Annotated in this window: 25 protein-coding genes; 19 read left to right on the forward strand and 6 right to left on the reverse strand. The window is 62.0% G+C overall.

What is annotated here, in order from left to right; genetic code table 11:
• The first annotated feature begins 92 nt into the window (after nt 1-92).
• Genes gcvPB through SCL_RS00715 form a run of 3 tightly spaced genes read left to right on the forward strand, consistent with a single transcriptional unit; the run spans nt 93 to nt 2,510 of the window.
• Nucleotides 93-1,544: an aminomethyl-transferring glycine dehydrogenase subunit GcvPB gene (gene gcvPB / locus SCL_RS00705; protein WP_096359146.1), complete on the forward strand. Its 1,452-nt coding sequence runs from the start codon at nt 93-95 to the stop codon at nt 1,542-1,544.
• A gap of 14 nt (nt 1,545-1,558) precedes the next feature.
• The gene (locus SCL_RS00710) at nt 1,559-1,924 is read left to right on the forward strand and encodes a diacylglycerol kinase (protein ID WP_096359147.1); all 366 of its coding nucleotides are present in this window, start codon (nt 1,559-1,561) and stop codon (nt 1,922-1,924) included.
• A gap of 13 nt (nt 1,925-1,937) precedes the next feature.
• The gene (locus SCL_RS00715) at nt 1,938-2,510 is read left to right on the forward strand and encodes a methyltransferase family protein (RefSeq protein ID WP_096359148.1); all 573 of its coding nucleotides are present in this window, start codon (nt 1,938-1,940) and stop codon (nt 2,508-2,510) included.
• A gap of 13 nt (nt 2,511-2,523) precedes the next feature.
• Here SCL_RS00715 and SCL_RS00720 read toward each other — a convergent pair whose 3' ends face one another.
• The 3 genes from SCL_RS00720 to SCL_RS00730 form a co-directional block, all read right to left on the reverse strand.
• A complete protein-coding gene (locus SCL_RS00720; protein WP_096359149.1) occupies nt 2,524-2,874 on the reverse strand; it encodes a hypothetical protein in 351 nt (116 codons plus the stop codon).
• A gap of 154 nt (nt 2,875-3,028) precedes the next feature.
• Nucleotides 3,029-3,394, reverse strand: a complete 366-nt coding sequence (locus SCL_RS00725; protein WP_096359150.1) for a rhodanese-like domain-containing protein — start codon at nt 3,392-3,394, stop codon at nt 3,029-3,031.
• On the reverse strand, nt 3,394-5,460 hold the full coding sequence (locus SCL_RS00730) for a thioredoxin domain-containing protein (protein WP_096359151.1): 2,067 nt from the start codon (nt 5,458-5,460) through the stop codon (nt 3,394-3,396). The genes SCL_RS00725 and SCL_RS00730 overlap by 1 nt, the downstream gene beginning before the upstream one ends.
• Nucleotides 5,461-5,720: 260 nt before the next feature.
• Between SCL_RS00730 and SCL_RS00735 the strand changes: the two genes are divergently transcribed.
• From SCL_RS00735 to SCL_RS00775, 9 genes are all read left to right on the forward strand, one after another.
• Nucleotides 5,721-7,439: an ArnT family glycosyltransferase gene (locus tag SCL_RS00735; RefSeq protein WP_172425862.1), complete on the forward strand. Its 1,719-nt coding sequence runs from the start codon at nt 5,721-5,723 to the stop codon at nt 7,437-7,439.
• Nucleotides 7,436-7,801 (forward strand): EamA family transporter, encoded by a 366-nt coding sequence (locus SCL_RS00740; RefSeq protein WP_197702661.1) that lies wholly within the window; start codon nt 7,436-7,438, stop codon nt 7,799-7,801. Before SCL_RS00735 ends, SCL_RS00740 begins: the two co-directional genes overlap by 4 nt.
• 10 nt (nt 7,802-7,811) lie before the next feature.
• Entirely contained in the window at nt 7,812-8,972 is a 1,161-nt protein-coding gene (locus tag SCL_RS00745) for a DegT/DnrJ/EryC1/StrS family aminotransferase (RefSeq protein ID WP_096359153.1), read from the forward strand.
• Nucleotides 8,969-9,910: a glycosyltransferase gene (locus tag SCL_RS00750; protein WP_096359154.1), complete on the forward strand. Its 942-nt coding sequence runs from the start codon at nt 8,969-8,971 to the stop codon at nt 9,908-9,910. The genes SCL_RS00745 and SCL_RS00750 overlap by 4 nt, the downstream gene beginning before the upstream one ends.
• Entirely contained in the window at nt 9,903-10,841 is a 939-nt protein-coding gene (locus SCL_RS14420; protein ID WP_096359155.1) for a formyltransferase, read from the forward strand. The genes SCL_RS00750 and SCL_RS14420 overlap by 8 nt, the downstream gene beginning before the upstream one ends.
• Before the next feature lie 24 nt (nt 10,842-10,865).
• Nucleotides 10,866-11,906, forward strand: a complete 1,041-nt coding sequence (locus SCL_RS14425; RefSeq protein WP_096359156.1) for a bifunctional UDP-4-keto-pentose/UDP-xylose synthase — start codon at nt 10,866-10,868, stop codon at nt 11,904-11,906.
• Nucleotides 11,907-11,915: 9 nt separating this feature from the next.
• Complete coding sequence (locus tag SCL_RS00765; RefSeq protein ID WP_096359157.1) at nt 11,916-12,824, forward strand: polysaccharide deacetylase family protein; 909 nt, start codon at nt 11,916-11,918, stop codon at nt 12,822-12,824.
• Between the two features lie 44 nt (nt 12,825-12,868).
• The gene (lgt, locus tag SCL_RS00770) at nt 12,869-13,654 is read left to right on the forward strand and encodes a prolipoprotein diacylglyceryl transferase (RefSeq protein WP_096359158.1); all 786 of its coding nucleotides are present in this window, start codon (nt 12,869-12,871) and stop codon (nt 13,652-13,654) included.
• A 220-nt stretch (nt 13,655-13,874) separates the two neighbouring features.
• Complete coding sequence (locus tag SCL_RS00775) at nt 13,875-14,456, forward strand: outer membrane beta-barrel protein (RefSeq protein WP_172425863.1); 582 nt, start codon at nt 13,875-13,877, stop codon at nt 14,454-14,456.
• 59 nt (nt 14,457-14,515) lie between these two features.
• On the opposite strand, the gene SCL_RS00780 is transcribed toward SCL_RS00775, so the two are convergent.
• The gene (locus tag SCL_RS00780) at nt 14,516-15,874 is read right to left on the reverse strand and encodes an NAD-dependent succinate-semialdehyde dehydrogenase (protein ID WP_096359160.1); all 1,359 of its coding nucleotides are present in this window, start codon (nt 15,872-15,874) and stop codon (nt 14,516-14,518) included.
• A 69-nt stretch (nt 15,875-15,943) separates the two neighbouring features.
• Between SCL_RS00780 and SCL_RS00785 the strand changes: the two genes are divergently transcribed.
• The 4 genes from SCL_RS00785 (at nt 15,944) to SCL_RS13885 (ending at nt 20,817) form a co-directional block, all read left to right on the forward strand.
• Complete coding sequence (locus tag SCL_RS00785; RefSeq protein WP_096359161.1) at nt 15,944-17,887, forward strand: transglycosylase SLT domain-containing protein; 1,944 nt, start codon at nt 15,944-15,946, stop codon at nt 17,885-17,887.
• 147 nt (nt 17,888-18,034) lie between these two features.
• Nucleotides 18,035-19,213, forward strand: a complete 1,179-nt coding sequence (locus SCL_RS00790; RefSeq protein WP_096359162.1) for a sensor domain-containing diguanylate cyclase — start codon at nt 18,035-18,037, stop codon at nt 19,211-19,213.
• Between the two features lie 108 nt (nt 19,214-19,321).
• Nucleotides 19,322-20,251: a complex I NDUFA9 subunit family protein gene (locus tag SCL_RS00795; RefSeq protein ID WP_096361779.1), complete on the forward strand. Its 930-nt coding sequence runs from the start codon at nt 19,322-19,324 to the stop codon at nt 20,249-20,251.
• A gap of 11 nt (nt 20,252-20,262) precedes the next feature.
• The gene (locus SCL_RS13885; protein ID WP_148664937.1) at nt 20,263-20,817 is read left to right on the forward strand and encodes a hypothetical protein; all 555 of its coding nucleotides are present in this window, start codon (nt 20,263-20,265) and stop codon (nt 20,815-20,817) included.
• A gap of 9 nt (nt 20,818-20,826) precedes the next feature.
• Here SCL_RS13885 and SCL_RS00805 read toward each other — a convergent pair whose 3' ends face one another.
• Nucleotides 20,827-21,882, reverse strand: a complete 1,056-nt coding sequence (locus tag SCL_RS00805) for an aminopeptidase (RefSeq protein ID WP_096359164.1) — start codon at nt 21,880-21,882, stop codon at nt 20,827-20,829.
• A 46-nt stretch (nt 21,883-21,928) separates the two neighbouring features.
• Here SCL_RS00805 and SCL_RS00810 point away from each other — a divergent pair, with 46 nt between their 5' ends.
• From SCL_RS00810 to rimO, 3 genes are read left to right on the forward strand one after another with little or no spacing between them, the layout of a single operon-like run.
• A complete protein-coding gene (locus SCL_RS00810; protein WP_096359165.1) occupies nt 21,929-23,146 on the forward strand; it encodes a multifunctional CCA addition/repair protein in 1,218 nt (405 codons plus the stop codon).
• Between the two features lie 54 nt (nt 23,147-23,200).
• Entirely contained in the window at nt 23,201-23,719 is a 519-nt protein-coding gene (locus SCL_RS00815) for a DsrE family protein (protein ID WP_197702662.1), read from the forward strand.
• A 5-nt stretch (nt 23,720-23,724) separates the two neighbouring features.
• Nucleotides 23,725-25,083: a 30S ribosomal protein S12 methylthiotransferase RimO gene (rimO, locus tag SCL_RS00820; protein ID WP_096359167.1), complete on the forward strand. Its 1,359-nt coding sequence runs from the start codon at nt 23,725-23,727 to the stop codon at nt 25,081-25,083.
• Here rimO and mtnC read toward each other — a convergent pair.
• The gene (gene mtnC, locus SCL_RS00825) at nt 25,080-25,754 is read right to left on the reverse strand and encodes an acireductone synthase (protein ID WP_096359168.1); all 675 of its coding nucleotides are present in this window, start codon (nt 25,752-25,754) and stop codon (nt 25,080-25,082) included. The two genes, rimO and mtnC, sit on opposite strands and share 4 nt — an antisense overlap.
• Between the last annotated feature and the right edge of the window lie 9 nt (nt 25,755-25,763).

A 25,763-nucleotide genomic window follows, 5' to 3' on the forward strand; every position in this document is an offset into this window, starting at 1 on the left:
GGGAATGACGTGCAGATAACTGTGCGTCAGCCACCCACAAGTAATACGCGGGCGAAGCCCGCTCGACAGATGAACGTTAGAGTGAAGCAAATATGCTGATATTCGAACAATCCCAACCCAACCGCCGCAATTATTCGCAGGCGCCCCTCGCCAAAGCGGAGGTCAAGGACATCCCGGAAAAATTCCGCCGGAAAAAACGTCCGTTGCTGCCGGAAGTGTCCGAGATGCAGGCGGTGCGGCATTACACCAGGCTGTCGCAACTGAATTTCTCGATCGACACGCATTTCTACCCGCTCGGTTCCTGCACCATGAAGTACAACCCGCGCGCCTGCAACAAGCTGGCGATGCTGCCGAACCTGCTCGGACGCCATCCCTACGCGCCGGAATCCACCGGCCAGGGTTTCCTCGCCTGCATGTACGAATTGCAGGAGATGCTGAAGGACGTCACCGGCATGAAGGCGGTGTCGCTCACGCCGCTGGCCGGCGCGCAGGGCGAGTTTGCCGGTGTTGCCATGATCCGCGCCTATCACGATTCGCGCGGCGACAAGACGCGCACCGAAATTCTGGTGCCGGATGCCGCGCACGGCACCAACCCGGCGACGGCGGTGATGTGCGGCTACACCGTGCGCGAGATTCCAACCGACGCCAACGGCGACGTCGAGATCGAGGCGCTGAAGGCGGCGGTCGGGCCGCAGACGGCGGGGTTGATGCTGACGAATCCGTCCACGCTCGGCGTGTTCGAACGCAAGATCACCGAGATCGCCAAGATCGTGCACGAGGCCGGCGGCCTGCTGTATTACGATGGCGCCAACCTGAACGCCATTCTCGGACGCGTGAAGCCGGGCGACATGGGCTTCGACGTGATCCACATGAACCTGCACAAGACCTTTTCCACGCCGCACGGCGGTGGCGGACCGGGCGCCGGGCCGGTGGCGGCGAACGACCGCCTCACGCCGTTCCTGCCGGTGCCGATCGTGGGCAAGGTGCAGAACAAGTATCTGTGGGAAACCGAAAAGACGCGTCCGCAGACGATCGGAAGACTGTCGGCCAACATGGGCAACGCCGGCGTGCTGCTGCGCGCTTATGTGTATGCGCGGTTGCTGGGGCGCGAGGGCATGCACCGCGTGGCCGAGTTCTCCACGCTCAACGCCAACTACATCATGGCGGAACTTTCAAAACGCGGTTTCGACATGGCGTTCCCGAAGCGGCGCGCCACGCACGAGTTTGTGCTCACTTTCAAGAAGCTGAAAGACGAGACCGGCGTGAGCGCCATGGACGTTGCCAAGCGCCTGCTCGACAAGGGCTTCCACGCGCCGACGACGTACTTCCCGTTGCTGGTGCCGGAGTGCCACCTGATCGAACCGACCGAGACCGAGGCCAAAGAGGAGCTCGATCGTTTCATCGCCGCCATGGAGGATATTCTGAAGGAAGCGCGCACCAGCACCGATGTCGTCAAAGGCGCGCCGCACACGCTGCCGGTGAAACGTCTGGACGATGTGCGCGCCGCGCGAGAGCTCGATCTGACCTGGAAGCGGGCCGGCTGACACATGCCATCGCCATGAAAGGCCTGTTCGATCTGGGTCGAGTGTGGCGCGCGGCCGGCTATTCTGCCGCCGGATTCCGGGCGGCGCTGAAAAACGAGGCGGCGTTCCGCCAGGAGCTGGCGCTGTTCATTATCCTCGCGCCGCTCGGGCTCTGGCTCGGGCGCGACGGCGTGGAGCGGTCATTGCTGGTCGGCAGCCTCATGTTGGTGCTGCTGGTCGAGCTGCTGAATTCCGCGATCGAGGCGGTGGTCAACCGCGTCGGGCGCGAACCGCACGAACTGTCCGGACAGGCCAAGGATATCGCTTCGGCGGCGGTGTTCGTTTCCCTGATTCTCGTCGTGGTAGTCTGGGCGCTGGTGCTGACCGACCATTATTTCTGATCAATCAACAACCATGCTCGATACCATCCACCGGTTTTTCAACAATCCCTCAGCGCGGAAGATTTTTCTCGCGCTTCGTTACCCGCTGTTTCTGGCGGTGCTGGTGCTGCTGGCACTGAAAGCCAGGATAGCGCTGCTGCCCATGGCGTTTCTGGTTTCACTGCTCGGTGAAGCGATCCAGCTGTGGTCATTTGCCTCGCTGGTCAAGAACGAGCAACTCACCGCGCGCGGGCCGTACGTGCTGGTGCGCAATCCGATGTATCTCGGGCGGTTCTTCCTGATACTGGGTGTGGTGCTGCTGTTTGGCAATCCCTACGTCACCCTCGCCTACGTGGTTTTTTATTATTTTTACATGGTCAACCGCGTGGGCCGGGAGGAAAAGCGTCTGGCGGAATTATTGGGACAGCCGTATCGCGATTACTGCGCGCGCGTGAACCGGTTCCTGCCGTCGTTCGGCCGGCTGCTCGATCCGGCCGTGAGGTTTTTCAACCGGGGTGTTTTGTTCCGCAACAATGGCCACTGGAACCTGCTGGCCATGCTGGTGTTTTACGGGGTGTTGGCCGGGTACCTGATTTATATACGCTGATGCGAAGAATATCTCAGGCGCGTTTTTGCTGGCGCCGGTCGAGCCACCACGCCACCAGCGGCAGCGTCAGGCTGGTGAACGGGAGCGTAGCCAGCGCGAGGTAAATGCTCAGTCGCGACAGGCGGTGCAGCTGTGTCCGCAGTTCCGCGCGTTCCGTTTTGGTCCATTTCAATCCGTTGCGCGGTTTCATCAACAGCGCCATCAGTCCGGGGATCTGTGCGATCTCCATGCGGATGCGCGCCTTCTCGCGTTCCTGGAGCAGCTTCGCCGCCGTGAACAGACGACGGGTCCCCGCAACGACGCCGTTGCCGGCGGGAGCAGCGGTGTCGGTGACCATGGCTTTGACGGAGGATTGGGGTTCCATGCGGGCTTGTTCGGTCGTTCCGGTAAGGATAGTCGCGGGATGAACGCGCGGGTGCAGCGATGGTTTTGCATATTGCATGCCACGGGCCGTGGCGGGCGGGAAAAAGCGGGTGTAAGACTGGAAATTCAGGGCGTTGCCGCGGGGTGGTCTGGCCTCAATCCGCGACTAGGGCGAATCCCTGTGCCTGCCAGTGGGCGATCCCGCCGGCGAGGCTGTAGACCTTTCCGGCTCCCAGTTGCCGGAGCCTGTCGGCCGCCGCGACGCTGCCCGAACCGTCCCGGCTGCAGAGTACGAAGGTCTTGTGGCGTCCGCCGAACAGCTGCTCTATTTGTATGCGCCTGGTGTCGTCCACCGCGCCCTCCAGCAGGCCGTGCGGGAGCAGCATTGCACCCGGAATATGTCCGCGCCGGAATTCACCGGCCTCGCGCAGATCCACGATTATCAGCTCATCGTGGTTCTCGATCATCTCGTCGAATTCCTCGACGCTGATCTCGCGCACTTCGGTATGTATTTCACTCATTAGTTTAACGCCGCTTGGAATTCGGCCAAGTCCGTGACCGGCGCGGAGCAGGTCTGCCCGGTACAAATATAGGCGGTGACACCGTTTCTGGCTGTGCGTTCCGCCAGTATGCCGGGCAGATTTCCCGCGTCGCCCGGAATCGCCAATACCAGCCGGTGCGGATGATACTGCCGGCCGGTGATGGCCTGCCAGGGTTGCATCGCTTCAGGCGTGCCGCGCAGGACGATAGTCTGTGGCGGCGACAATTGTTCCTCCAGCGCCAGCAGCAGCGCGCCATGCGCGGAAGCTTGTTGCCGCATGCCCGAGTACAGCGCCTCCAGGGTACGCTCGGCGGCATGCAGATAATTCAGGTTGCCGGTCAGGTGGCCGAGCTGCCCCAGCACGCGCGCGGCGACGCCGTTGCCGGAAGGGATGGCGTCGTCCGACACCGGTTTGGGGCGATACACGAGTTTCTCGTGATCGTCGCCGGTGAAATAAAAGCCGCCGTGGCTTTCATCCTCGAAATGCTCGAGCACGTTATCCGCCAGCGCGATGGCAAAATCCAGATCGGCGCGGCGGAAGCGCGCTTGCAGCAATTCGAGCGCGGCCGCGATCAGGAACACATGATCGTCGAGGTAGGCGTTCAGGTGTGATTTGCCGTCCTTGTGCGTGGCGAGCAGGCGCTGATCGCGCCACAGCTGCGCCTGGATGAAGTCCATGGCGCGTTCGGCGGAGACGACGAAATCCGGTTGCCCCAGTACCCGACCGGCATGCGCCATGGCCTGGATCATGAGGCCGTTCCAGGACGTGAGGATTTTTTCATCCCGCCCCGGGCGCACGCGTTGTTCACGTGCGGCGAATAATTTTGCCCGCGCCGCATCGAGCAGGTTGATAATTTCCGATTCCGGGCGCTGAAACTGGTCGGCGATGGCGTCGTATGTGTTCCGCACGTTGAGGTGCCACTGTCCCTCGAAATTGGGCGTGCCTTGCAGGCCGAAGCGGTGTTCGACCAGGTCCCATTCCCCGGGCGTCACCAGCGACCGTATTTCATCCACCGTCCAGACGTAGAACTTGCCCTCGTGCCCCTCGGAGTCGGCGTCGAGCGCCGAGTAGTAGCCACCTTGGGGTGATTGCATTTCGCGCATGACCCATTCGGCGGTTTCAATGGCGTTGCGGCGGAACAGCGACTCACCAGTGGCGAGCCAGGCGTCGGCGTAAAGCGCCAGCAGCTGGGCGTTGTCATACAGCATTTTCTCGAAATGCGGGATCTCCCAGCGTTCGTCCACCGAGTAGCGGCAGAAGCCGCCGCCGATCTGGTCGTAAATGCCGCCATGGGCCATGGCCGCGAGCGTGTGCCGCGCCATGTGCAGGGCGTCCTGGTCCTGTGCGTCGTCGTGCCGGCTGCGCGCCCAGCGGTGCAGGCATAATTCGAGCGAGGTGGGATGCGGGAACTTGGGAGCCTTGCCGAAACCGCCGTGGCGTGTATCGAACTGGCGTTGCAGTTCGGTATGAGCCTGTTCCAGCACTTCCGGGCCGACATGCTCGCCGGGCGCGGGCCCCGGCGGCTGCAGGCGTCCGAAGATGTCGCGCAGGGAGTGATTCTGCTCGTGGATGGCATCACGCTTGTCGGCGTAGACCCCGGCCACGTGCCGCAGCAGATCAGTGAAAGCCGGCATGCCGTATTTGGCCGACTTGGGGAAATAGGTGCCGCCGAAGAACGGCATCTGGTCGTCGGGCGTGAGGAACATGTTGAGCGGCCAGCCGCCGGGGCGCTGCGCCAGGATCTGGTGCGCGGTCTGGTAGATCTTGTCGAGATCGGGGCGCTCCTCGCGGTCCACCTTGATGCACACGAACAGCCCGTTCATGACGCGCGCGACTTCCTCGTCTTCGAAGGATTCGTGCTCCATCACGTGACACCAGTGGCAGGCCGAGTAGCCGATGGAGACCAGGATCGGTTTGTCTTCGCGGCGCGCGCGCTCCAGCGCCTCCGCGCCCCACGGATACCAGTCCACCGGATTGTGCGCGTGTTGCAGGAGGTAGGGGCTGGTTTCGTGAATCAACCGGTTGGTGTGCGCGGATTTCGGCATGCGACGGCTTTCTTGACCAAAGAAATCAACTATAAACCATGAGTAAAGTTTTGTCTTATCGCTTTGGCCGGGTCAGTACCGATGAAAGACACAGGAGATGTCTGGACAATCAAACCAATCCCAGTAACATCGCAAGCCCGCAACATGAACTTTCAGGCCGAGCGAACCGGCAGGCGTGTTTTGGTTCGTTGAAAATGGGCCGCCAAAAAGTTCTGTTACCTGAACCCGCGGTTGCGAATTCGTCACGGAGTCTGCGCATCTTGTCTGATTTCCCTGCAAGCCGATCACACGCCCCGGCCGCCGATGCCGGACATTGGTGGCGCGATCTGCTGTTGTTGATGTTGATGCTGGGAGTTCTGTTTGGCAATGAGCTGGGCAGCCGCACGCTGTGGGAACCGGACGAGGGGCGCTATGCCGAGATTCCGCGCGAGATGGTGCAAACCGGCGATTACCTCACGCCGCGCCTGAACGGCGTCAAATATTTCGAAAAACCCGCGCTGTTTTACTGGTTGCAGGCCGGTGCCATCCGCGTATTCGGCCTCAACGAATGGTCGTTGCGTCTGTGGACCGCGCTGTTCGCGCTGCTCGGTTGCCTCATGGTGTACGTCGCCGCACGCCGGCTTTACAGCCGGCGCGCCGGTTGGCTGGCCGCCGGCGTGCTGGCAACATCGCCGATGTACGATTTTCTCGGCAGCATCATCACCCTCGACATGGCTGTCTCGACCTTTCTCACGTTCGCGCTGCTGGCGTTTCTGCTCGGTGTGCGCGAACCGCCGGGGCAGGCACGTCGCCTGTGGCTGTGGGGATTCTACGCGGCCTGCGCGCTCGCCACGCTGACCAAGGGCCTCATCGGCATGGTGCTGCCGGCCATGGTGGTCGGCGCGTGGATGCTGCTGCTCAACGAGTGGCGCCAGTTGCGCACGCTTTATCTTCCGACCGGCCTGCTGCTGTTTCTCGCCATCGCCGCGCCCTGGCACGTGCTGGTGGCGCGCGCCAACCCCGAGTTCGCGCAGTTCTATTTCATCCACGAACACTTCCAGCGTTATCTCACCACGGTGCACCAGCGTTACGAACCGGCGTGGTTCTTCATTCCGGTGCTGGTGCTCGGCATGTTTCCCTGGATCGCGTTCGTGGGGCATGCCGTCAAGGACGCGATGCCGGGCGCCTGGTCCGAACGTCGTCTCCATCGCGAGTCCTGGTTCCTGGTGCTGTGGGCCGGGCTGGTGTTCCTGTTCTTCTCGGCTTCCCAGTCCAAGCTGATCCCGTACATCCTGCCGGTGCTGCCGCCGCTGGCGCTGCTGCTCGGCCGTTACCTGGCGCGGGCCTGGGATCATTCGGAACTGCTGGGCCCGCGCCGGGTGTTCTGGCTGGTGCTGGTTCTGGGCCTGGGCATGGCGTTCGCCGTGCTGTACGTGCGTCACCATTTGCCAGCGCATCCGCGGGCGGAATCCATGCTGGGGCTGGTGGGGACGCACCTGTATTGGATGGCCGCCGCCCTGTTGCTGGCGGCGGTGGTTCCCTTCGCCTTCAGTCGCTGGCGCAATTGTCGCCGCACCATTGCCTCACTGCTGGCGGTGTCGGTGCTGGTGATCGCGGTGTTTGACACGAGCCTGCCGCGACTGAACGACTTTCGTTCCGTCAAGCCGCTGGCCCTGATACTCAAGCCGATGTTGCATCCGGACGACGAGGTCATGGCTTATCAGACCTATTATCAGGACCTCCCGGTATATCTGGAGCGTCGCATCACGGTGGTGGGGTGGAAGGGAGAGCTCGAATTCGGCATGCAGGTCGAGGACACCAGCGCCTGGATGATCGAAGAGCCGGCCTTCTGGGAGCGCTGGGAGGGGGCACGCCGGGTATACCTGCTGACCGCCCTGGATAACTATGACAAACTGCGTGCTGAAGGCCGAGGCCAGTTCCGGCTGATCGCACAGAGCGGGCCAAACGTGCTTGTGACCAACAGGATGGTTCAACCGTGAATTATTTTCCGCTGATTCTTCTCGGTGTGCTGCTGAATGCCGGCGCCCAGCTGCTGCTCAAGGAAGGCATGCGACGCGTCGGTTATTTCGAGTTCGCCTGGGCCAACGTGGTTCCCATCGGCTGGCAGGTGGCGGCCAACCCGTTCGTGCTCGCCGGCCTGTTCGCCTACGTGGTAAGCGTGGCGGTATGGCTGCTGGTGCTGTCACGCGTCGAGGTCAGTTTCGCCTATCCGATGCTGTCCGTGGGGTACATCGTGAATGCCGTGGCCGGCTATTACCTGTTCCAGGAAAATCTCTCGCTCACGCGCATCACCGGCATTCTCATCATCATCGCCGGTGTTTATCTGGTCACCCGCAGTTAGGCACGGAGCCATGACCGAGGAATTCCTCCCGTTCTCGCGGCCCTCGATCAGCCGCGAGGCGATCGACGAGGTGGTGGCCTGCCTCGAATCCGGCTGGATCACGACCGGGCCGCGCGTCAAGAAATTCGAGGAAGACCTCAAACGCTATTTCGGCGCGCCGCACGCGCTGGCGCTGTCCTCCGCCACCGCCGGCCTGCATTTGGCGCTCGCGGCACTGGAGCTGAAACCGGGTGACGAAGTCATCACCACGCCCATGACCTTCGCCGCCACGCTCAACACCATCGTGCTCGCCGGCGGCAAGCCGGTGCTGGTGGACGTCGAAGCCGACACCTATAACCTGGATGTTTCGCGACTGGCGAAAGCGATCACCAAACGCACGCGCGCGATCGTGCCGGTGCATTTCGCCGGGCTTCCGGTGGATCTCGACCCGTTGTACGAACTGGCGCGCCAGCACGGCCTGCGCGTGATCGAGGACGCGGCGCATGCCATCGGCACGGAATACAAAGGCCGGCGCATCGGCGCTTTCGGCGACACCCAGGTGTTCAGCTTCCACCCGAACAAGAACATGACCACCGGGGAGGGCGGTTGCGTGGTGACGCGCGACGACAAGCTGGCCGAAAAAATCGCGCTGCTGCGCTTTCACGGCATGGACCGCGAGGCCTGGAACCGTTTCGGCAAAGCCGGGTCCCAGCACTACGAAATAATCACCCCGGGTTTCAAGTACAACATGATGGATATCCAGGCCGCGCTCGGCCTGCACCAGCTGCCGGCGCTCGACGGTTTCATCCAGCGGCGCACGGAGCTGGCGCGGCGCTACCAGAAAATTCTCGCTGACTGGCCGCAGTGGACCCGACCCGGGACGCCGAAATACGCCCATCGCCACGCCTGGCACCTGTACACGCCGCTGATCAATCCCGCGGCCGCCGACATGGATCGCGATGCCTTCATGCAGGGCATGAAGGAGCGCAATATCGGCACCGGCCTGCATTACCGCGCGGTGCACCTGTATCCTTATTACCGCGAGCACTACGGCTTCAAGCCCGGCGATTTCCCGAATGCCGAAAGCATCGGCAGCCGCATCGTGAGCCTGCCGCTGTTTCCCGCCATGCGCGACGCCGACCAGGACCGGGTGGTCGCGGCGATGGCCGCGCTCTTCGGGAGAAAACCGTGACGAAGCCCTATGTCAGCGTCGTCATCCCGGTGTACAACGAGCAGGAAAACCTGCCGGACCTGTTCCTGCGCCTGACAACGGCGCTCGACAAGTCCGGCCAGTCCTACGAAATTCTCTTCACCAACGACGGCAGCCGTGACAACTCGCTGGCATTGTTGCGCGATTTTCACAGGCAACGACCGAAGCAGGTGCGTGTGATCGATTTCAACGGCAACTTCGGCCAGCACATGGCCATCATGGCGGCGTTCGAGCGCGCGCGCGGCGACGTGATCGTAACCCTCGATGCCGACCTGCAGAATCCGCCGGAAGAAATTCCGAAGCTTTTGCGGGAAATCGAGAAGGGGCACGACGTCGTCGGCGGTTACCGCAAGGACCGCCACGATTCCTGGTTTCGACGAAAGGCGTCGCGCCTGCTCAATATTGTGCGCGAACGCACCACCCGCATCCGCATGCGCGACCAGGGCTGCATGCTGCGCGCCTACCGCAGAAACATCGTCGAGCACATCACCGCCAGCGGCGAGACCTCGACTTTCATTCCGGCGCTGGCGATGAGCTACGCCGCCAGTCCGGTCGAGGTCGAGGTCGAGCACGCGGCGCGCGCCGCCGGCACCTCGAAGTACCGGCTCTACGACCTGATCCGCCTGAATTTCGACCTCATGACAGGATTTTCCGTCGTGCCGCTGCAGATGTTCACGCTCTTCGGTATGGCCGTTGCCGCCGGCAGCCTGGTGTTCGTGGTTTTTCTTTTCATTCGCCGCCTGGTTGTCGGGCCTGAAGCGGAAGGCCTGTTCACGTTGTTTGCGATTTTGTACTTCCTCGTCGGCGTCGGCATCATGGGTCTGGGCGTCATCGGTGAGTATATCGGGCGCATCTACCAGGAAGTGCGCCGCCGTCCGCGCTTCATGATTCGCGACATTTACGAGCAGCTCAATGACTGAGCATGGCATCGTCGTTTTCGCCTACCACGACGTCGGCGTCGAATGCCTCGATGCACTGATTTCGCGCGGCAGCCGCGTGCTCGCGGTGTTCACGCATCGCGACAACCCCGAGGAACGGATCTGGTTCAGGTCGGTGGCGGAACTTGCGCAGCGCCACAACATTCCGGTGCACACGCCGGATTCGGTGAATACGCGGGAATGGATCACGCGCTTGCGCGAGATGAAGCCCGATATCATTTTTTCGTTTTATTACCGCAACCTGATCTGCCAGGAGATCCTGGATATTCCGGGCCTCGGCGCCTTCAACATGCACGGCTCGCTGCTGCCGAAATATCGCGGGCGCGTGCCGATCAACTGGGCGGTGCTGAACGGCGAGACCGAAACCGGCGCCACGCTGCACTGGATGGTCAAACGACCCGACGCCGGCGATATCGTGGACCAGGAGGCGGTGCCCATTGGCTCACGCGATTCGGCACGCGATGTCTTTCTCAAGGTAACGGTCGCGGCAAGGAAAATTCTGGAACGGAGCCTGGACGCGATCAAACAGGGCCGGGCGCCGCGACGTCCGCAGGACGAGTCGCAGGCGAGCTGTTTCGGCGGGCGCAATCCGGAGGACGGGCGGATAGACTGGCGCGCCGACGCCCGGCAAATTTTCAATCTGGTCCGCGCCGTGACGCATCCCTATCCCGGCGCCTTCACGGAAGTGGATGGACGACGGCTTTTCATCTGGTGGGCCGAGCCCAAAACCGATTGCGCGGGCATGCCGGGCGAGGTTGTTTCGGTCTCGCCCTTGCGGGTGGCGACGGGCAAGGGCTGTCTTGAGATCAGTCAATGGCAGTGGCGCGGCGGCCGGAAACAGGAGGGTGCGGCAGAAGGCCTGCGGCCCAACCAGATTCTGGGCGCCGCCGCTTCGCGGACGGCATCGGTTTAACGCATACACATAAATGGAGTCAGTATGAGTCTCAAGATTTTGATCCTCGGCGTGAACGGTTTCATCGGCAACAGCCTGACCGAGCGCATCCTGCGCGACACCGACTGGGAGGTCTACGGCATGGACATGGGCCGGGACAAGCTCGACTCATGCCTCGGCCACGAGCGCTTCCACTACGTCGAGGGCGACATCACCATCAACAAGGAGTGGATCGAGTATCACGTCAAGAAATGCGACGCGGTGCTGCCGCTCGTGGCCATCGCCACGCCCGCGACCTACGTGCTCGAGCCGCTGCGCGTGTTCGAGCTCGACTTCGAGGCCAACCTCGCGATCGTGCGCCAGTGCGTGCGCTACCACAAGCGCGTGATCTTCCCCTCGACCTCCGAGGTCTACGGCATGAGCACCGACCGCGAGTTCGACGAGGAAGCGTCGAACCTGGTGCTCGGACCGATCAACAAGCCGCGCTGGATCTATTCGTGCAGCAAGCAGCTGCTCGACCGCGTGATCGCCGCCTACGGCCAGCAGCAAGGCTTCAAGTACACCCTGTTCCGGCCGTTCAACTGGATCGGACCGAAACTCGACAACATCATGGAACCCAAGGAAGGCAGCTCGCGCGTGCTGACCCAGTTCATCGGCAACATCCTGCGCGGCAAGGACATCCAGCTGGTCGACGGCGGCGCGCAGCGGCGCAGTTTCACCTACATCGACGACGGCGTGGACGCGCTGCTGCGCATCATCGCCAACAAGGACGGTTGCGCCGACGGGCGCATTTTCAACATCGGCAACCCGAACAACGACATGTCGGTGCGCGAGCTGGCCGAGACGCTGGTGGCGCTGGTCAAGACCTATCCCAAGTACGCGGCGCTCGCGGAAAAGACCAAACTCATCACGGTCAGCTCGGGCGATTACTACGGCAAGGGCTATCAGGACATCCTCACGCGCGTGCCGTCGATCCGGAACGCCGAAAAATATCTCGGCTGGAAACCGACCACCGACCTCAAGACGGGGTTGCGCAAGACGCTCGACTACCATCTCGGCCGGCCGTCGCGGGAACTGGAAGCCTGATCCACGGCCATGCCGGAGACGCGCCTCGCGATCAAGGTCGATGTCGATACCGATCGCGGCACGCGCATCGGCGTGCCGCGGCTGCTGGATATTCTGGACGAGTTCGGCGTCAAGGCGACGTTTCTGTTCTCGCTCGGACCCGACAACACCGGCCGCGCCATCCGGCGCATTTTCCGTCCCGGGTTTTTCGGCAAGGTGGCGCGCACCAATGTCGTCGCTATCTACGGGTTGCGCACGCTTTTGAACGGCGTGTTGTGGCCCGGCCCGCACGTGGGCCGGCGCAATCAGGACGTGATGCGCGCCGCGCGCGACCGCGGTCACGAGGTCGGAATTCATTGCTACGACCATATCCGCTGGCAGGATGGCCTCGCGCGCATGTCGCGCGCCGAGGTCCATGAGGAATTCGACAAGGCGCGCCGCGAGTTCGAACGCGTTTTCGGCGCGCCCGCGCAAACCGCCGGCGCCGCCGGCTGGCAGGCGAATGCCGTGAGCCTCGCCGCCTACGACGAGGCAAACCTGCTATATGCGAGCGATGCGCGCGGCACGCACGCCTTTTTTCCTCGAGCCGGTGGCACAGTCTTCAAGACCTTGCAGATTCCGACGACGCTGCCGACGCTCGACGAACTGCTCGGACGTCCGGATTACCCCGAGGAACGCCTGGTGAAACAGTATCTGTCGTGGCTGCGTCCGGGTCAGCTCAATGTTCTGACCGCGCACGCCGAGATCGAAGGAATGCTGAAGGCCGATCTGTTTCGCTCCCTGCTGGCGCAATCGCAAAACCAGAACGTAAGTTTTGTCCGGCTGGACGATCTGGCGCGCGCCTGCCTGCGGCAGCGTGAAGGCGTTCCGGTCTGCGAACTGATCCAGGGTGAAGTAGACGGCCGTTCCGGCATGCTTGCCGTACAGAAAGCCGCATGAGCATGTCTGGCGGCGCCGATCCATCTCGTTCATAATCGCCCGCCATGCTCGCTCCCGATATCGATCCCGTCGCCATTCATCTCGGTCCGCTGAAAGTTCACTGGTACGGCCTGATGTATCTCATCGGCTTCCTCGGTGCCTGGTGGTTGGGCGTGTACCGCGCAAAACGTGCGGCCTCCGGCTGGCAGTCGCAGGAGATTGCCGATCTGCTTTTCTACGGCGCGCTCGGGGTGATTCTCGGCGGGCGCATCGGTTACGTCCTTTTCTATAACCTTTCCTATTATCTCCATCATCCGGTGGAAGTGTTTTATATCTGGTCCGGCGGCATGTCGTTTCATGGCGGCCTGCTCGGGGTCATTAGCGCCATGTGGCTGTACGCACGCCGCACGCAGCGCCCGTTTTTCGCCGTGGCTGATTTTGTTGCGTTGCTGACACCGCTCGGACTGGGTGCCGGACGTCTCGGCAATTTCATCAACCACGAACTCTGGGGGCGTGTGACCGACGTCCCCTGGGGCATGGTGTTCCCCAATGCCGGCGCGTTGCCGCGCCATCCCTCGCAGCTTTATGAATTCATGCTGGAAGGCGTTGCGCTTTTCATCATCCTGTGGGTTTACGCGCGCAAACCGCGCCCGACGTCCGCGATTTCAGGATTGTTTCTGCTCGGTTACGGAATATTCCGGTTCCTGGTGGAGTTCGCGCGCGAGCCGGATGTGCAACTGGGGTATCTGGCATTCGACTGGCTGACCATGGGGCAGGTGCTGAGTCTGCCAATGGTGCTGTTTGGGGCCTGGCTGATCCGGCGGGCCTACCGTAACAGGATGCCGGTATAACGCCGGCGCCGCCATTTCTGGTGCATCGTTTCGTGCTTTTTAAGCAGCCGCCTTAGAAGTTCAGTTATTTCTCGCGGATTGACGTTCCCGGGAGCAGGCGGTATTGTTTGCCCGCAATAACAAGATGTTCGCCTTCCTGCCTTCACCCACAAAGAGGTGCGGCTGGCGCAAATCTTAACAATTCACTTACATAGATATATTCTGGAGGAGGATGAGAATCATGCGTATGCAATATATTGCAAGGGCTGCCATTGCCTGTGTGGCGATGACGTTGTCTTTTGCGGCCACTGCCGCCAGTTCAGATGACTGGTATGCCGGCGTCGGTTTCGGTCAATCAGAAAACAAAACCAGAGTCGCGAAAATAGCCGGGACAGGCTTCACCGGCAGTCTCGATAACGAAGATTCCAGCTGGAAAGCTTTTGGGGGTTATCGTCTGTGGGACCAGTATGTCGCGGTTGAGGCGTCCTACATCGATCTGGGCAAGACCACTGCGAGCAGTTCGACTTTGTCCGGTACGCAGGAGATCAAGGCGTTTACCATAGGGGTAGTCGGTTATATTCCGATCGTCGATCCGTTCGGTGCCATTATCCACCTCGGATTTTCCCGCAATGATTCGAGAACCGAAACCGTCACCGGCAGCACCGGTACGTTCTCCGGAGCGACCGACTTCGAATTTTACTGGGGCGCCGGCTTGCAGTTCGACATTACCAAGAACATCGGTGTGCGTGCGGAATTGGAACGTTTCAGTGTGAACGGCGGTGATGTCAACCTGCGCAGCGCGGGCGTCTACTATCGTTTCTAGACAGGCGTCCTCAAGTTTGTTCGTACAAACGGCCGGTTATTCCGGCCGTTTTGTTTTAATTACTTGACCCATATCGTCTTGATGTTCACGAACTCGCGGATGCCGTGCACGGACAGCTCGCGACCGTAGCCCGAGGCCTTGATGCCGCCGAAGGGCAGGCGCGGGTCGCTTTTCACCATCCCGTTGACGAAGCTTGAGCCCGACTGGATGCGTCGTGCCAGGCGTTCGCCTTTTTTCACATCGCGCGTGAATATCGTCGCGCCCAGCCCGTAACGGTTGTCGTTGGCGATGCGGACTGCATCCTCCTCGTCCCGGGCGCGAATGACAACGGCCACCGGGCCGAACAATTCCTCCTCCCAGGCGCGCATCCCCGGCCGGACATGGTCCAGCACCGTCGGCTCGTAGAAAAATCCCGGTCCCGCCGCCGGCCCGCCGTGCAGCGCGAGGCTGGCGCCCGTCGCGACCGAATCGGTCACCTGCTGGTGCAGCTGATCGCGCAGATCGGCGCGCGCCATCGGGCCGAGCCGGGTTTCCTCTTTCATGGGGTCGCCCAGACGCAGCGCATGAGCCTTGTGCCTGAACTGTTCGATGAAGGCTTCGGCAATCGGCTCGACCAGGATAAAACGCTTGGCGGCGATGCAACTCTGGCCGCAGTTGAGAAAGCGTGAGGCGATGGCGGTGTTCACCGCCGGTTCCAGATCGGCGTCCGCCAGTACGACGAAGGCGTCCGAGCCGCCGAGTTCCAGCACGGTTTTCTTGAGCGCAGCGCCGGCGGCCGCGGCGACCTTGCGGCCGGCCACCTCGCTTCCGGTAAGGCTGACCGCGTGAATGCGCGGGTCGGCGATGATTTTTTCCGCCCGCGCGGCGGTGATCATGAGCGTCTGGAAAACTCCCTCGGGAAATCCGGCCTTGCGGAAAATTTCGCCGATGGCCAGCGCGCATTGCGGGACGTTCGAAGCGTGCTTGAGCAGCGCGGTATTGCCCGCCATAAGGCTTGGTGCGGCGAAGCGGAACACCTGCCAGAAGGGAAAATTCCATGGCATGATGGCCAGCACGGTGCCGAGCGGCGGATAGCTGACATAGCTGGAACCGGCATCGGTCTGGATGATTTCGTCACACAGAAAAGACTCGGCGTGCTCGGCGTAAAACTCGCAACCCCAGGCGCACTTCTCGATCTCGGCGCGCGCCTCCCGGACGATCTTGCCCATCTCGAGGGTGATTATTCCGGCATAATGTGCGGTGTTATTACGCAGCTCCGCCGCGGCGTGACGAAACAGCCGCGCGCGTTCGGCGAAAGGCGTCGCTTGCCAGCCCGGGTTGGACGCCGCGGCAGCGGTGAGCGCGATTTCGACCTGCGCGTCGTTCCACGTGTCGAAGGTTTTCAACCGTTCGCCGGTAGCGGGATTGATCGTTTCCATGGTCGTTGAGAGTATTGATACCGTTCAGCGCCAGCTATTTTAGGTGTTGTTATCTATAATACACACAGCATGCAACGGTACTTTACCCTGATTCTGCTTCTGGCCAGCCTGATGGGCGCGGGCAAGGCCGTATTGGCGCAGGATATTACCCAGGAAGAGGAGAACCGGCGGCGCGACTATCTGGCCGCGCTCGAGGCCCTGAAGGCAGGACAGCAGGCCCGCTTCAGGACGCTTTATAACAATCTGGACGGTTACATCCTGCGCGGTTATCTCGAGTACGAATCCCTGAAAAACCGTGTGTCATCCACACCGGCTGCCGAGATCCGGCGTTTCCTCGCGGACAACAGCCAGGCGCCGATCAGCGACGTCATTCGCAAGAAGTGGCTGCGCGTGCTCGCCGGCCGCGGCGACTGGCCCGCTTTCCTCAAGGAATACCAGGACATCGAGGACGAGCCGGAGCTGCAATGCCTGCGCCTGTCACACCTGCTCAAGACCAGCGAACAGCAGGCGACGCTGATGGCCGAGGCCGAGCAACTCTGGCTCACGGGCAAGCAGTTGCCGCGCGCCTGCGACCCGGTGTTCAGTGCCTGGAAAAAGGCCGGTCACATGACCGCCGACAAGGTCTGGGCGCGCATCCGTCTGGCGATGGAGGCGCGCAACCTGCGGCTCGCCAGCGAGCTCGCCGTTCATCTGGACCCGTCCGAACGGATATGGGTCAGGCGCTGGGAGGCGATGCATCGCGATCCCGTGCGCGAGCTGCACAACATCGCCTATCCGGTCGAGACGCCGGTGGCGCGCATGGTGGTCAAACACGGCATCGTGCGTCTCGCCTACCGCGACCCCGAGGAGGCGATGATCCAGTGGCACCTGCTGAAGGGCAAGTACCAGTTTTTCGGCGAGGACGACAATTACGTCATGCGCAACATCGGCATCCTGGCGGCGCAGGACCAGCTGCCGCAGGCGCTGGTATGGCTGTCGGAGGTTTCCGCCGACCCCGCGGATGAACCGCTGCACCTGTGGCGGGTAAAAGCCGCACTGCGCGCCGGGCAGTGGGAGACGGCGAAGCGCTTCATCGCGGGATTGAGTGAGGAGCAGCAACGCAACAGCCAGTGGCGCTACTGGAGCGCACGTATCCTCGAGGCCACGGGCAGCAAGAACGAGGCGCGCAGCCTGTACCAGGGTTTGGCGCGCGACCGCAGTTACTACGGGTTCCTCGCCGCGGATCGCATCGACACGGATTACTCGATGCAGCATGTCAGCATCGACGCCAGCCCGGAGGAAATCAGCGCCATGCTGGCACGCCCGGGCATCCAGATGGCCCAGGAGCTGTACCAGATGGGGCAGGTGGTTGACGCGCGCCGCCAATGGATCTGGACCATGCGGCGCATGAACAACCGCGACCTCGCGGTGGCGGCGGTGATCGCGCAACAGTGGGGCTGGCACGACCGCGCCATCCTCACGGTGGCGAAGAGCGACCATCAGGACGATCTCGAGTTGCGCTTCCCGCTGCTGTATCGCGATGTTATCGAAACCAATGCCTCCGAGGCCGGCATCGATCCCAGCTGGGTGTACGGCGTGGTGCGCCAGGAATCCGCCTTCGTCGTTGACGCGCGCTCCTCGGCCGGCGCGCTTGGACTGATGCAGCTGATGCCGTCTACCGGCCGGCTTACCGGCCGCAAGATCAACATGCCGATTCGCAACAACCGCGCGATACTGAACATCGAGAACAACCTGCGTCTGGGCGCAAGCTACCTGAAGGAAGTGCTGGGCCGCAGCAATGGCAATCAGGTGCTGGCCACGGCCTCCTACAACGCCGGTCCGAACCGCGTCAGCAGCTGGATGCCGCCGCGCAACATGGAAGCCGATGTCTGGGTCGAGCTGATTCCGTACAGCGAGACGCGCGACTACGTGAAAAACGTCATGTCCTATACCACCGTGTACAACCATCGTCTGGGCAGCCGCCCGGAACGCCTGCGCAACCGCATGGTGGATATCGTGCCACCGGAAAAATAGTGCGTCTCCTCGGGTACCCCCGAAAAGCCTGATTTTACCGCGCCGGTCGCGCCGCACGGCCGTTGTTTTCCTGATCTAAACTCATTGCTACAGGCCGCACACATCAATCCGCCCCCATAAGCCGGGGTGGCCCAGGGCAGGGGCACAATGAAAAAGGAAAACCAGATCTTTCTGCTGGAAAGCCAGCTGCGCGATCGCGAATTCGAGATCGCCATGCTGCGGGAAACCGCCGAGGCCATCAGCGGCGAACTCGACCTTGAGAAAGTATTTCAGGTGGTCGCCGACCACGCGCGCAAACTCATCCTTGCCGAAACCGTGCTGATCCCGGTGCTGGACCAGAAACAGGCCCAATACATCTACCGCGCCGGCTGCGGAAAAAACGCCGACGAGATAGTGGGCGAATCCCTTCCGCTCGACACCGGTGTTTGCGGCTGGGTGTGGCGCCACAAGCGTCCCTGGTGGCGCGGCGTGCTCGAGGAGCTGGAAGAGGAGGAAAGAAACCGGTGGGAGAAGGAGGCGGGCAGCATCATCCTCGTGCCGCTCATTGGCAAGCGCCATTTTCTCGGCGGCATCGCCGGCATCAACAAGATCGGCGGCAAGGATTTCACCCGGCGCGATCTCGATCTGCTCACCCTGTTTGCCCACCAGGCCAGTTACGCGGTTGAAAATGCGGAATTATTCGATCAGCTGAACAAATCCAAGGAACAGTCCGAGGAATACCAGCGGGAGCTGCAGGCCCTCAACGCCGAGCTGGAACGGCGCGTCGCCCAGCGCACCACCGCCCTGGTCGACGCCGTGAAGGAGCTCGAACACCTGGCGATGCACGACATGCTGACGGACCTGCCGAACCGTTCGCTGGTCGAGGACCGTCTGCAACAGGGGATCCATATCGCCAAACGCGAGAAGAAAGTCATCTCGCTCATGATGATCGACCTCAACCGGTTCAAGGAGGTCAACGACAAACACGGGCACGACGTGGGTGACAGCCTGCTGAAGCAGGTCGCTATGCGCCTGCGGCGCGTGTTGCGGCAGTCGGACACCGCCGGCCGGCTCGGCGGCGATGAATTCGCCATCGTTCTGCCCTCGACGGACGCGGCCGGTGCCGTGAAAGTGGCCGAAAAACTGCTCAAGGTCATGGAACCGCCGTTCAAGGTCGGTGACTACACGCTCAGCAGCGCCTGCAGTATCGGCATCGCCGTGTATCCGCAGCACGGCGAGGATGTCACCAGCCTGTGCCGCAGCGCCGACGTGGCCATGTACGCGGCCAAGCGCAGTGGCCACGGCTACGCCGTCTATCGTCCGGGGGATGATAAAAACGTGATGTAGTCCGTCCGGTTCCCCGCCCCGGAACAGCCGGCGTAATCTGCAAAATTTTTCCTCTCGCGCAGCCGCAACCCTCTGGCGTTGGTCCCCGAGGCGGCGCAGAATCACCCGATGGCTTTGCACAAGATCTGCCTTCTCGGCGGCACCGGTTTCGTCGGCAAGCGACTCGCGGCGCGCCTGTCCGCGGCCGGGCACGATATCGTCATTCTCACGCGTCGCGCGGTGCGGCACCGCGATCTCCTGGTGTTGCCCACGGCGCGGCTGGTGGAAGGCGATGTGCACGACGCCGAATTCCTGCGTCAGCAGTTCGAGGGAAAAGACACCGTCATCAACCTGATCGGCATCCTGAATGAAAAGGGCCGGTCGGGAAAAGGATTCACGCGGGCGCACGCCGAGCTGCCGGAAAAAGTCGTGCAGGCCTGCCGTGAAACCGGCGTGTCGCGCCTGTTGCACATGAGCGCGCTGCATGCCGCGCGCACCGCTCCGAGCCACTACCTGCGCACCAAAGCCCTGGGCGAGGAGGTGGTGCACCGCGCCGAAGGCCCGGATTTCCACGTCACCAGCTTCCGCCCCTCGGTCATTTTCGGACCGGGTGACGGCTTCCTGAACCGCTTCGCCGGGCTGCTGCGCCTTGCGCCCGGTGCATTCCCGCTCGCCTGCCCCGGCGCGCGTTTCCAGCCGGTATATGTCGAGGACGTGGTGCGCGTCTTCGCGGATTCGCTCGACAACCACAAGACATTCGGAAAGCGCTACGACCTTTGCGGCCCGAAGGTCTACACCCTGCGCGAGATCGTGGAATACGTGGCGCAGCTGCTCGGCAAGCGCGTATGCGTCATCGGCCTGCCCGCCGGCCTGTCCTGGTTGCAGGCCGCCATGCTGGAATTCGCGCCAGGCAAGCCGTTCTCGCTCGACAATTACCGCTCGCTGCAGGTCGACAGCGTGTGCGAGAAAGGCTTCCCGGAGGTGTTTGGAGTCATGCCGGCGAGTCTGGAAGAAATCGCTCCCATGTACCTCGCAAAATACCAGCCACATTCAAGTTGAGGACATTGCAGATGCAATTAAAGATAAAAGGGTTTTCGCTTGTTTTTGTGTTGATGATTAGCGGATGTCTTTCATCTGGTCCAGCCAATAACACTGGTTTTGGCCAAATTAAGCGAATTGAAGATCTGGAAGGAGTATATGGAAATTTGGGCGAAGCCAGTCCAGGCAGAGGCCCCTTTTACCTATCAAAAATTATATGGCCGAAAGATGATGAGCTGGATCACAAGAATGTGGAAAACATTGAGGTCCGAAAAATCACCAGCGAAATGCTTAAAGTCAAAGCTGTTACAAATGGCGTTGTGAAAAAAGAAACCACATATGTGAAGGGAAAAGACTTTGATATAAATGGTGGACGCATTAGCCTAAATGTTGGCGGAGGTATTGCAGGCCTAAAAGGAGGAGAGCCTCTGGTTGGACCATATTATGAATCTGCAGAACTTGGTTTGGATAGCACTGGACATGGAAAGTATCGGCAAAGCTTTGCGACAGCTGGTTTAGTGTACCTATTTCTACCAATAGCGATAGGTGGAAATGAAGATGTGAGATTTGTGAGACTTGAAAAATAAGCGCAAAAATTAATTCACGGGTTGACTCAATTTCCGTAAGGCCATGGTGCGTTCAGTTTTCGGTAGGTTCATCATTTCTTTCGCTGAGCTATAAAAAGACACAAGGTCGCCATTCTGCTGCATCAGGAGCTCCTGAAACGCCATAACATGCTGGTGGTACAAGCCAATGGCGGCGAGGTGGGCGTTGTTCAGGTCCTGTTCGAACCATTTGTCGAAATCGGCATGGCCATTCCAGCCGGCCTTCAGCGCCGCATAATCGTTCCGTAGTTCGCCGAAGATCCGTCCCTTGGCCGAGCGTTTTTCCGCGTCGCCCAGGTTCGAGGCGTAGATCTCCGCCAGTCGCGCCCTGTGCTTCAGCACCAGTACCGTGAACTGCTCGCGCCTCCGGAGTTTCTGCCGGTAGGCCTCGGCCTGTGGCGCCGTGCCGTGACGCTCGAACCAGCGCTGCACGCCTTCGAGTTCCACCACGGTGGCGAAGGATTCATTGAAGGTGGTATCACCGCCGACATAGACCACCTGATGTGCCAGCTCATGGAACAGCAGCCCGGCGAGATCGGCCTCGGAGCGGTGGATGAAGGTGTTGAGCACGGGGTCGTTGAACCAGCCGAGCGTGGAATAGGCCGGGACGCCGCCGATGTAGACGTCATAACCGTCCTGTTTCAGACCGGCGGCGAATTTTTCCGCCTCGTCTTGAGCGAAGTAGCCGCGGTAGGACACGCAGCCGGCGAACACGAAACACCATCGCTTCGGTTCCAGCGACAATTCCGGTGTGGCAAAGACATTCCAGACGACAAAAGGCCGTTCCAGATCGGCATAGGTCCGGTAGCTGCGATTGTCCGGCAGCCCGAGTTCCCGGCTGGCGAAGTCGCGCAGGCGCCGCACCAGCTCCAGCTGTCGGCGGGTCTGCGGGGTCGTGGCCGGGTCGCTCAGCACTTCCTCCACCGGCCGGCGCTTGTTGAGCAGTTCGACCTGTCCGGAAACAGCATGCAGGTAATAAGCCGGACTGGCGCAGCCGCCGATGATGGCGAACAGCAGCAGGGCGAGCAGTCGGCGGCGGTATTTCATGAATCCCGGCTTTGCGTCAGTGACAGCCACACATTAGCATGAGGCAATGAAAACTTACCTTGTGGGCGGGGCGGTGCGTGACAAGCTCCTGGGCCTGCCGGTCCAGGACCGGGACTATGTCGTGGTTGGCAGCACCCCGGAAGAAATGGTGGCCAAGGGCTTCAAGCCGGTGGGCGCCGATTTCCCCGTGTTCCTGCATCCGGAAACGAAAGAGGAATACGCGCTGGCGCGCACCGAGCGCAAGTCGGGCCACGGCTACAAGGGTTTCAAGGTATATGCCGCGCCGGACGTGACACTGGAAGACGACCTGCGCCGCCGCGACCTCACCATCAACGCCATGGCCGAGGATGAATCGGGCCAGCTGATCGATCCCTTCAAGGGCGCGGAGGACCTGCGCAACGGCGTGCTGCGCCATGTCTCGCCCGCGTTCGCCGAGGACCCGGTGCGCATCCTGCGCGTGGCGCGCTTCGCCGCGCGCTATGCCAAGTGGGGCTTCCACGTGGCGCATGCCACCAACAAGCTCATGCGCGAGATGGTCGAATCCGGCGAGGCCGATCACCTGGTGGCAGAGCGCGTGTGGACCGAACTCGAGCGCGCCCTGGGGGAAGCCAGGCCGTCGCGTTTTTTCGAGACGCTGCGCGGTTGCGGGGCATTGCAACGTTTGTTCCCGGAAATCGACGCATTGTTCGGCGTGCCGCAGCCGGAAAAGCACCACCCGGAAGTGGACACCGGCGCGCACGTCATGCTGGTGCTGGACGCGGCGGCGCAGCTTTCGCCCGACACGCGCGTGCGCTTCGCCGCGCTCATGCACGATCTCGGCAAGGGCAACACGCCGCCGGCGGAATGGCCGCAGCATATCGGGCACGAGGAACGCGGCGTGGAGCTGGTGAAAAAATTCTGCCAGCGTTTTCGCGTGCCGAACGAGCACCGCGACCTGGCCGTGCTGACGGCGCGCTATCATGCGCATTGCCATAAGATCGCCGAACTCCGGCCGGCCACGGTGGTTGATACGCTCGAGGCCCTGGACGCGTTCCGCCGCCCGGAACGGGTGGATTTGTTCGTCACCGCCTGCGAGGCCGATTTCCGTGGCCGCCACGGCAGCGAGGACAAACCCTACCCCCAGGCCGGGCTTTTCCGCAGCGTATTCGCGGCAGCGCGCACGGTGGATACGGCGGCGATTGCCGCGGGCGGCGGTCAGGGGCCGGACATCGGCGCCCGCATCCGCGAGGCGCGCATTGCCGCCGTGCGGCAGGTGTTATCATAATCACCCGATTCCTCCCGCCCGACCGGGATCTGATCAGTAAGGTGAATCATGTTCATGAGACTCGACAATCCGTTCCCGCGGATGCTGATGGCAATGTCGGTGTTGTGGCTCGCCGGCACAATGAATGCGGCCGCCGCGGAGCAGCCGGCCGCAAAGCCGGCGGAGGAGGTGATCAAGGTGGTGTACCACGCCGATTTCGCCGACCCGCGCCGTTTCAGCGCCATGCTGTCCAATATCTACAACATGGTTTCGACCTATCAGTCCGAGCTGAAGGAATATGACGTGCGCATCGTGTTCCTTTCCCACGGCATTCGTTTCGTGACGCAGGACAAGCTGGCCGGCACGCCGTTTGCCGAGGATGCCGCGTTCAAGCAGCGACGCGCGGATCTGATGGCGCGGCTGGCGTCGTTGCGCGACACCGAGGGCGTGAAGCTCGAGCTGTGCGACATCACGCGCCAGGCCGTGAGCTTGCCCGCAGAAAAGATCATTCCGGGAGTAAAGCTGGTGCCCTCCGGCGTGGTGCGCATCGCGGAATTGCAGCACCAGGGCTTCGCCTACCTCAAGGTGGAATAGACCCCATGCCCAAGGCAGTTTCTCCCCCGCCGGCGGCGCCGCCGCCCGGCGCCGCCGCCATTCCCCGCGTCGGGTTCGTCAGCTTGGGCTGCCCCAAGGCGCTGGTGGATTCCGAGCGCATCCTCACACAATTGCGCGCCGAGGGTTACGCGATCGCGCCCGATTACGCCGGCGCCGACCTCGTGGTGGTCAACACCTGCGGCTTCATCGATGACGCCGTCGCGGAGTCGCTCGATGCCATCGGCGAGGCCCTGGCGGAGAACGGGCGCGTGATCGTCACCGGCTGTCTCGGCGCCCGCGGCGATATCGTCAAGCAGACCCATCCGCGGGTGCTGGCCGTCACCGGCCCGCACGCGCTCGAGGAGGTCATGCAGTCGGTGCACGCGCACCTGCCGAAACCGCACGATCCCTACACCGACCTGGTGCCGCCGGCCGGCATCAAGCTCACGCCGCGGCACTATGCCTATCTCAAGATCGCCGAGGGCTGCAATCACCGCTGCACGTTCTGCATCATCCCCTCGATGCGCGGCGATCTCGTCAGCCGCGATATCGGCGCGGTGTTGCAGGAAGCGGAAAATCTGGTCAAGGCGGGCGTGAAGGAGCTGCTGGTGATCTCGCAGGACACCAGCGCCTACGGCGTGGACGTAAAATACCGCCCCGGGTTTTGGCACGGCCGGCCGGTCAAGACGCGCATGACTGATCTCGCGCGCTCTCTGGGCGAGCTGGACGTGTGGGTGCGGCTGCATTACGTCTACCCCTATCCGAGCGTGGACGCAATCATCCCGCTCATGGCGGAGGGCAAGATCCTGCCCTACCTCGACGTGCCGTTTCAGCACGCCAGCCCGCGCATCCTCAAGCTCATGAAGCGCCCGGCGAATGCCGAGAACAATCTCGCGCGCATCGAGTCCTGGCGAGAGAATTGTCCCGACATCACGCTGCGCTCGACCTTCATCACCGGTTTTCCCGGCGAGACCGAACAGGAGTTCAACGAACTGCTCGATTTCCTGCGCGCGGCGCAGCTCGACCGCGTGGGTTGTTTCGCCTATTCGGCTGTGGAGGGTGCCGTGGCCAATGCCTTGCCCGACCCGGTGCCCGAGGAGGTCAAACAGGACCGCCTGGCGCGCTTCATGGAAGTACAGGCGAGGATTTCCGCCGACAAGCTGCAGCGCAAGGTCGGCAAGACCCTGACCGCGCTGGTGGACAGTGTCGAGGGCGACATGGCGGTGGCGCGTTCCAGCGCCGATGCGCCTGAGATCGACGGCGTGGTTTATGTGGAAGGCGCCGGCCACCTGAACCCCGGCGATTTCTGCCAGGTCCGCATCACCCGCGCCGGCGAGCATGACCTGTGGGCGAAACCGGTTTAGAGCCTGATTTCGTCGAAGTTCCGGGCCTGCCGGTGCGTCGCCCCGGGATCGGTTGCGCCGTCCCGCACCAGCCACGTCACCTGCATCCCGGCCGCGCGCGCGGCGTCGAGTTCCTCCCGGATGTCGGAGAGAAACAGGATGTCGCCGGGCGCGGTGTCGATGGCCTCGGCGATCTTGCAGTAGGAATCGGCCTCGCGTTTGCTGCCGACGGTGGTGTCGAAATAGCCGGAAAACAGCGGCGTCAGGTCGCCGTATTCCGTGTGCGCAAACAGCAATTTCTGGGCCTGCACGGAACCGGAGGAAAAAACATAAAGCCGGAGGCCGGCCTGTTGCCATTGTTTCAAATGGCGCGCGGCGTCTTCGTACATATGACCCCTGAAGTCGCCTTTTTTGTAACCGTCCTCCCAGATCATTCCCTGCAGGCTTTTGAGCGGCGTGATTTTTCTGTCCTCATCGATCCAGCGGATGAGCTGTTCGATGACTTCCGGGTCGCTTAGGTTTTCCCCAGTGATGCGCCGGACTTCATCCAGTTCCTTACGCACGGCGGGTTCCGCGGTGTGGGCGCGCACGAACTCCGCCATGCGCTCACGGGCGTAGGGGAACAGCACGTCCTTCACGAAGGACAGCGAGGACGTGGTGCCTTCGATGTCGGTCAGGATGGCCTTGATCATTTGGACGCT

The organism is Sulfuricaulis limicola (assembly GCF_002355735.1).
GTDB classification, from domain to species: domain Bacteria; phylum Pseudomonadota; class Gammaproteobacteria; order Acidiferrobacterales; family Sulfurifustaceae; genus Sulfuricaulis; species Sulfuricaulis limicola.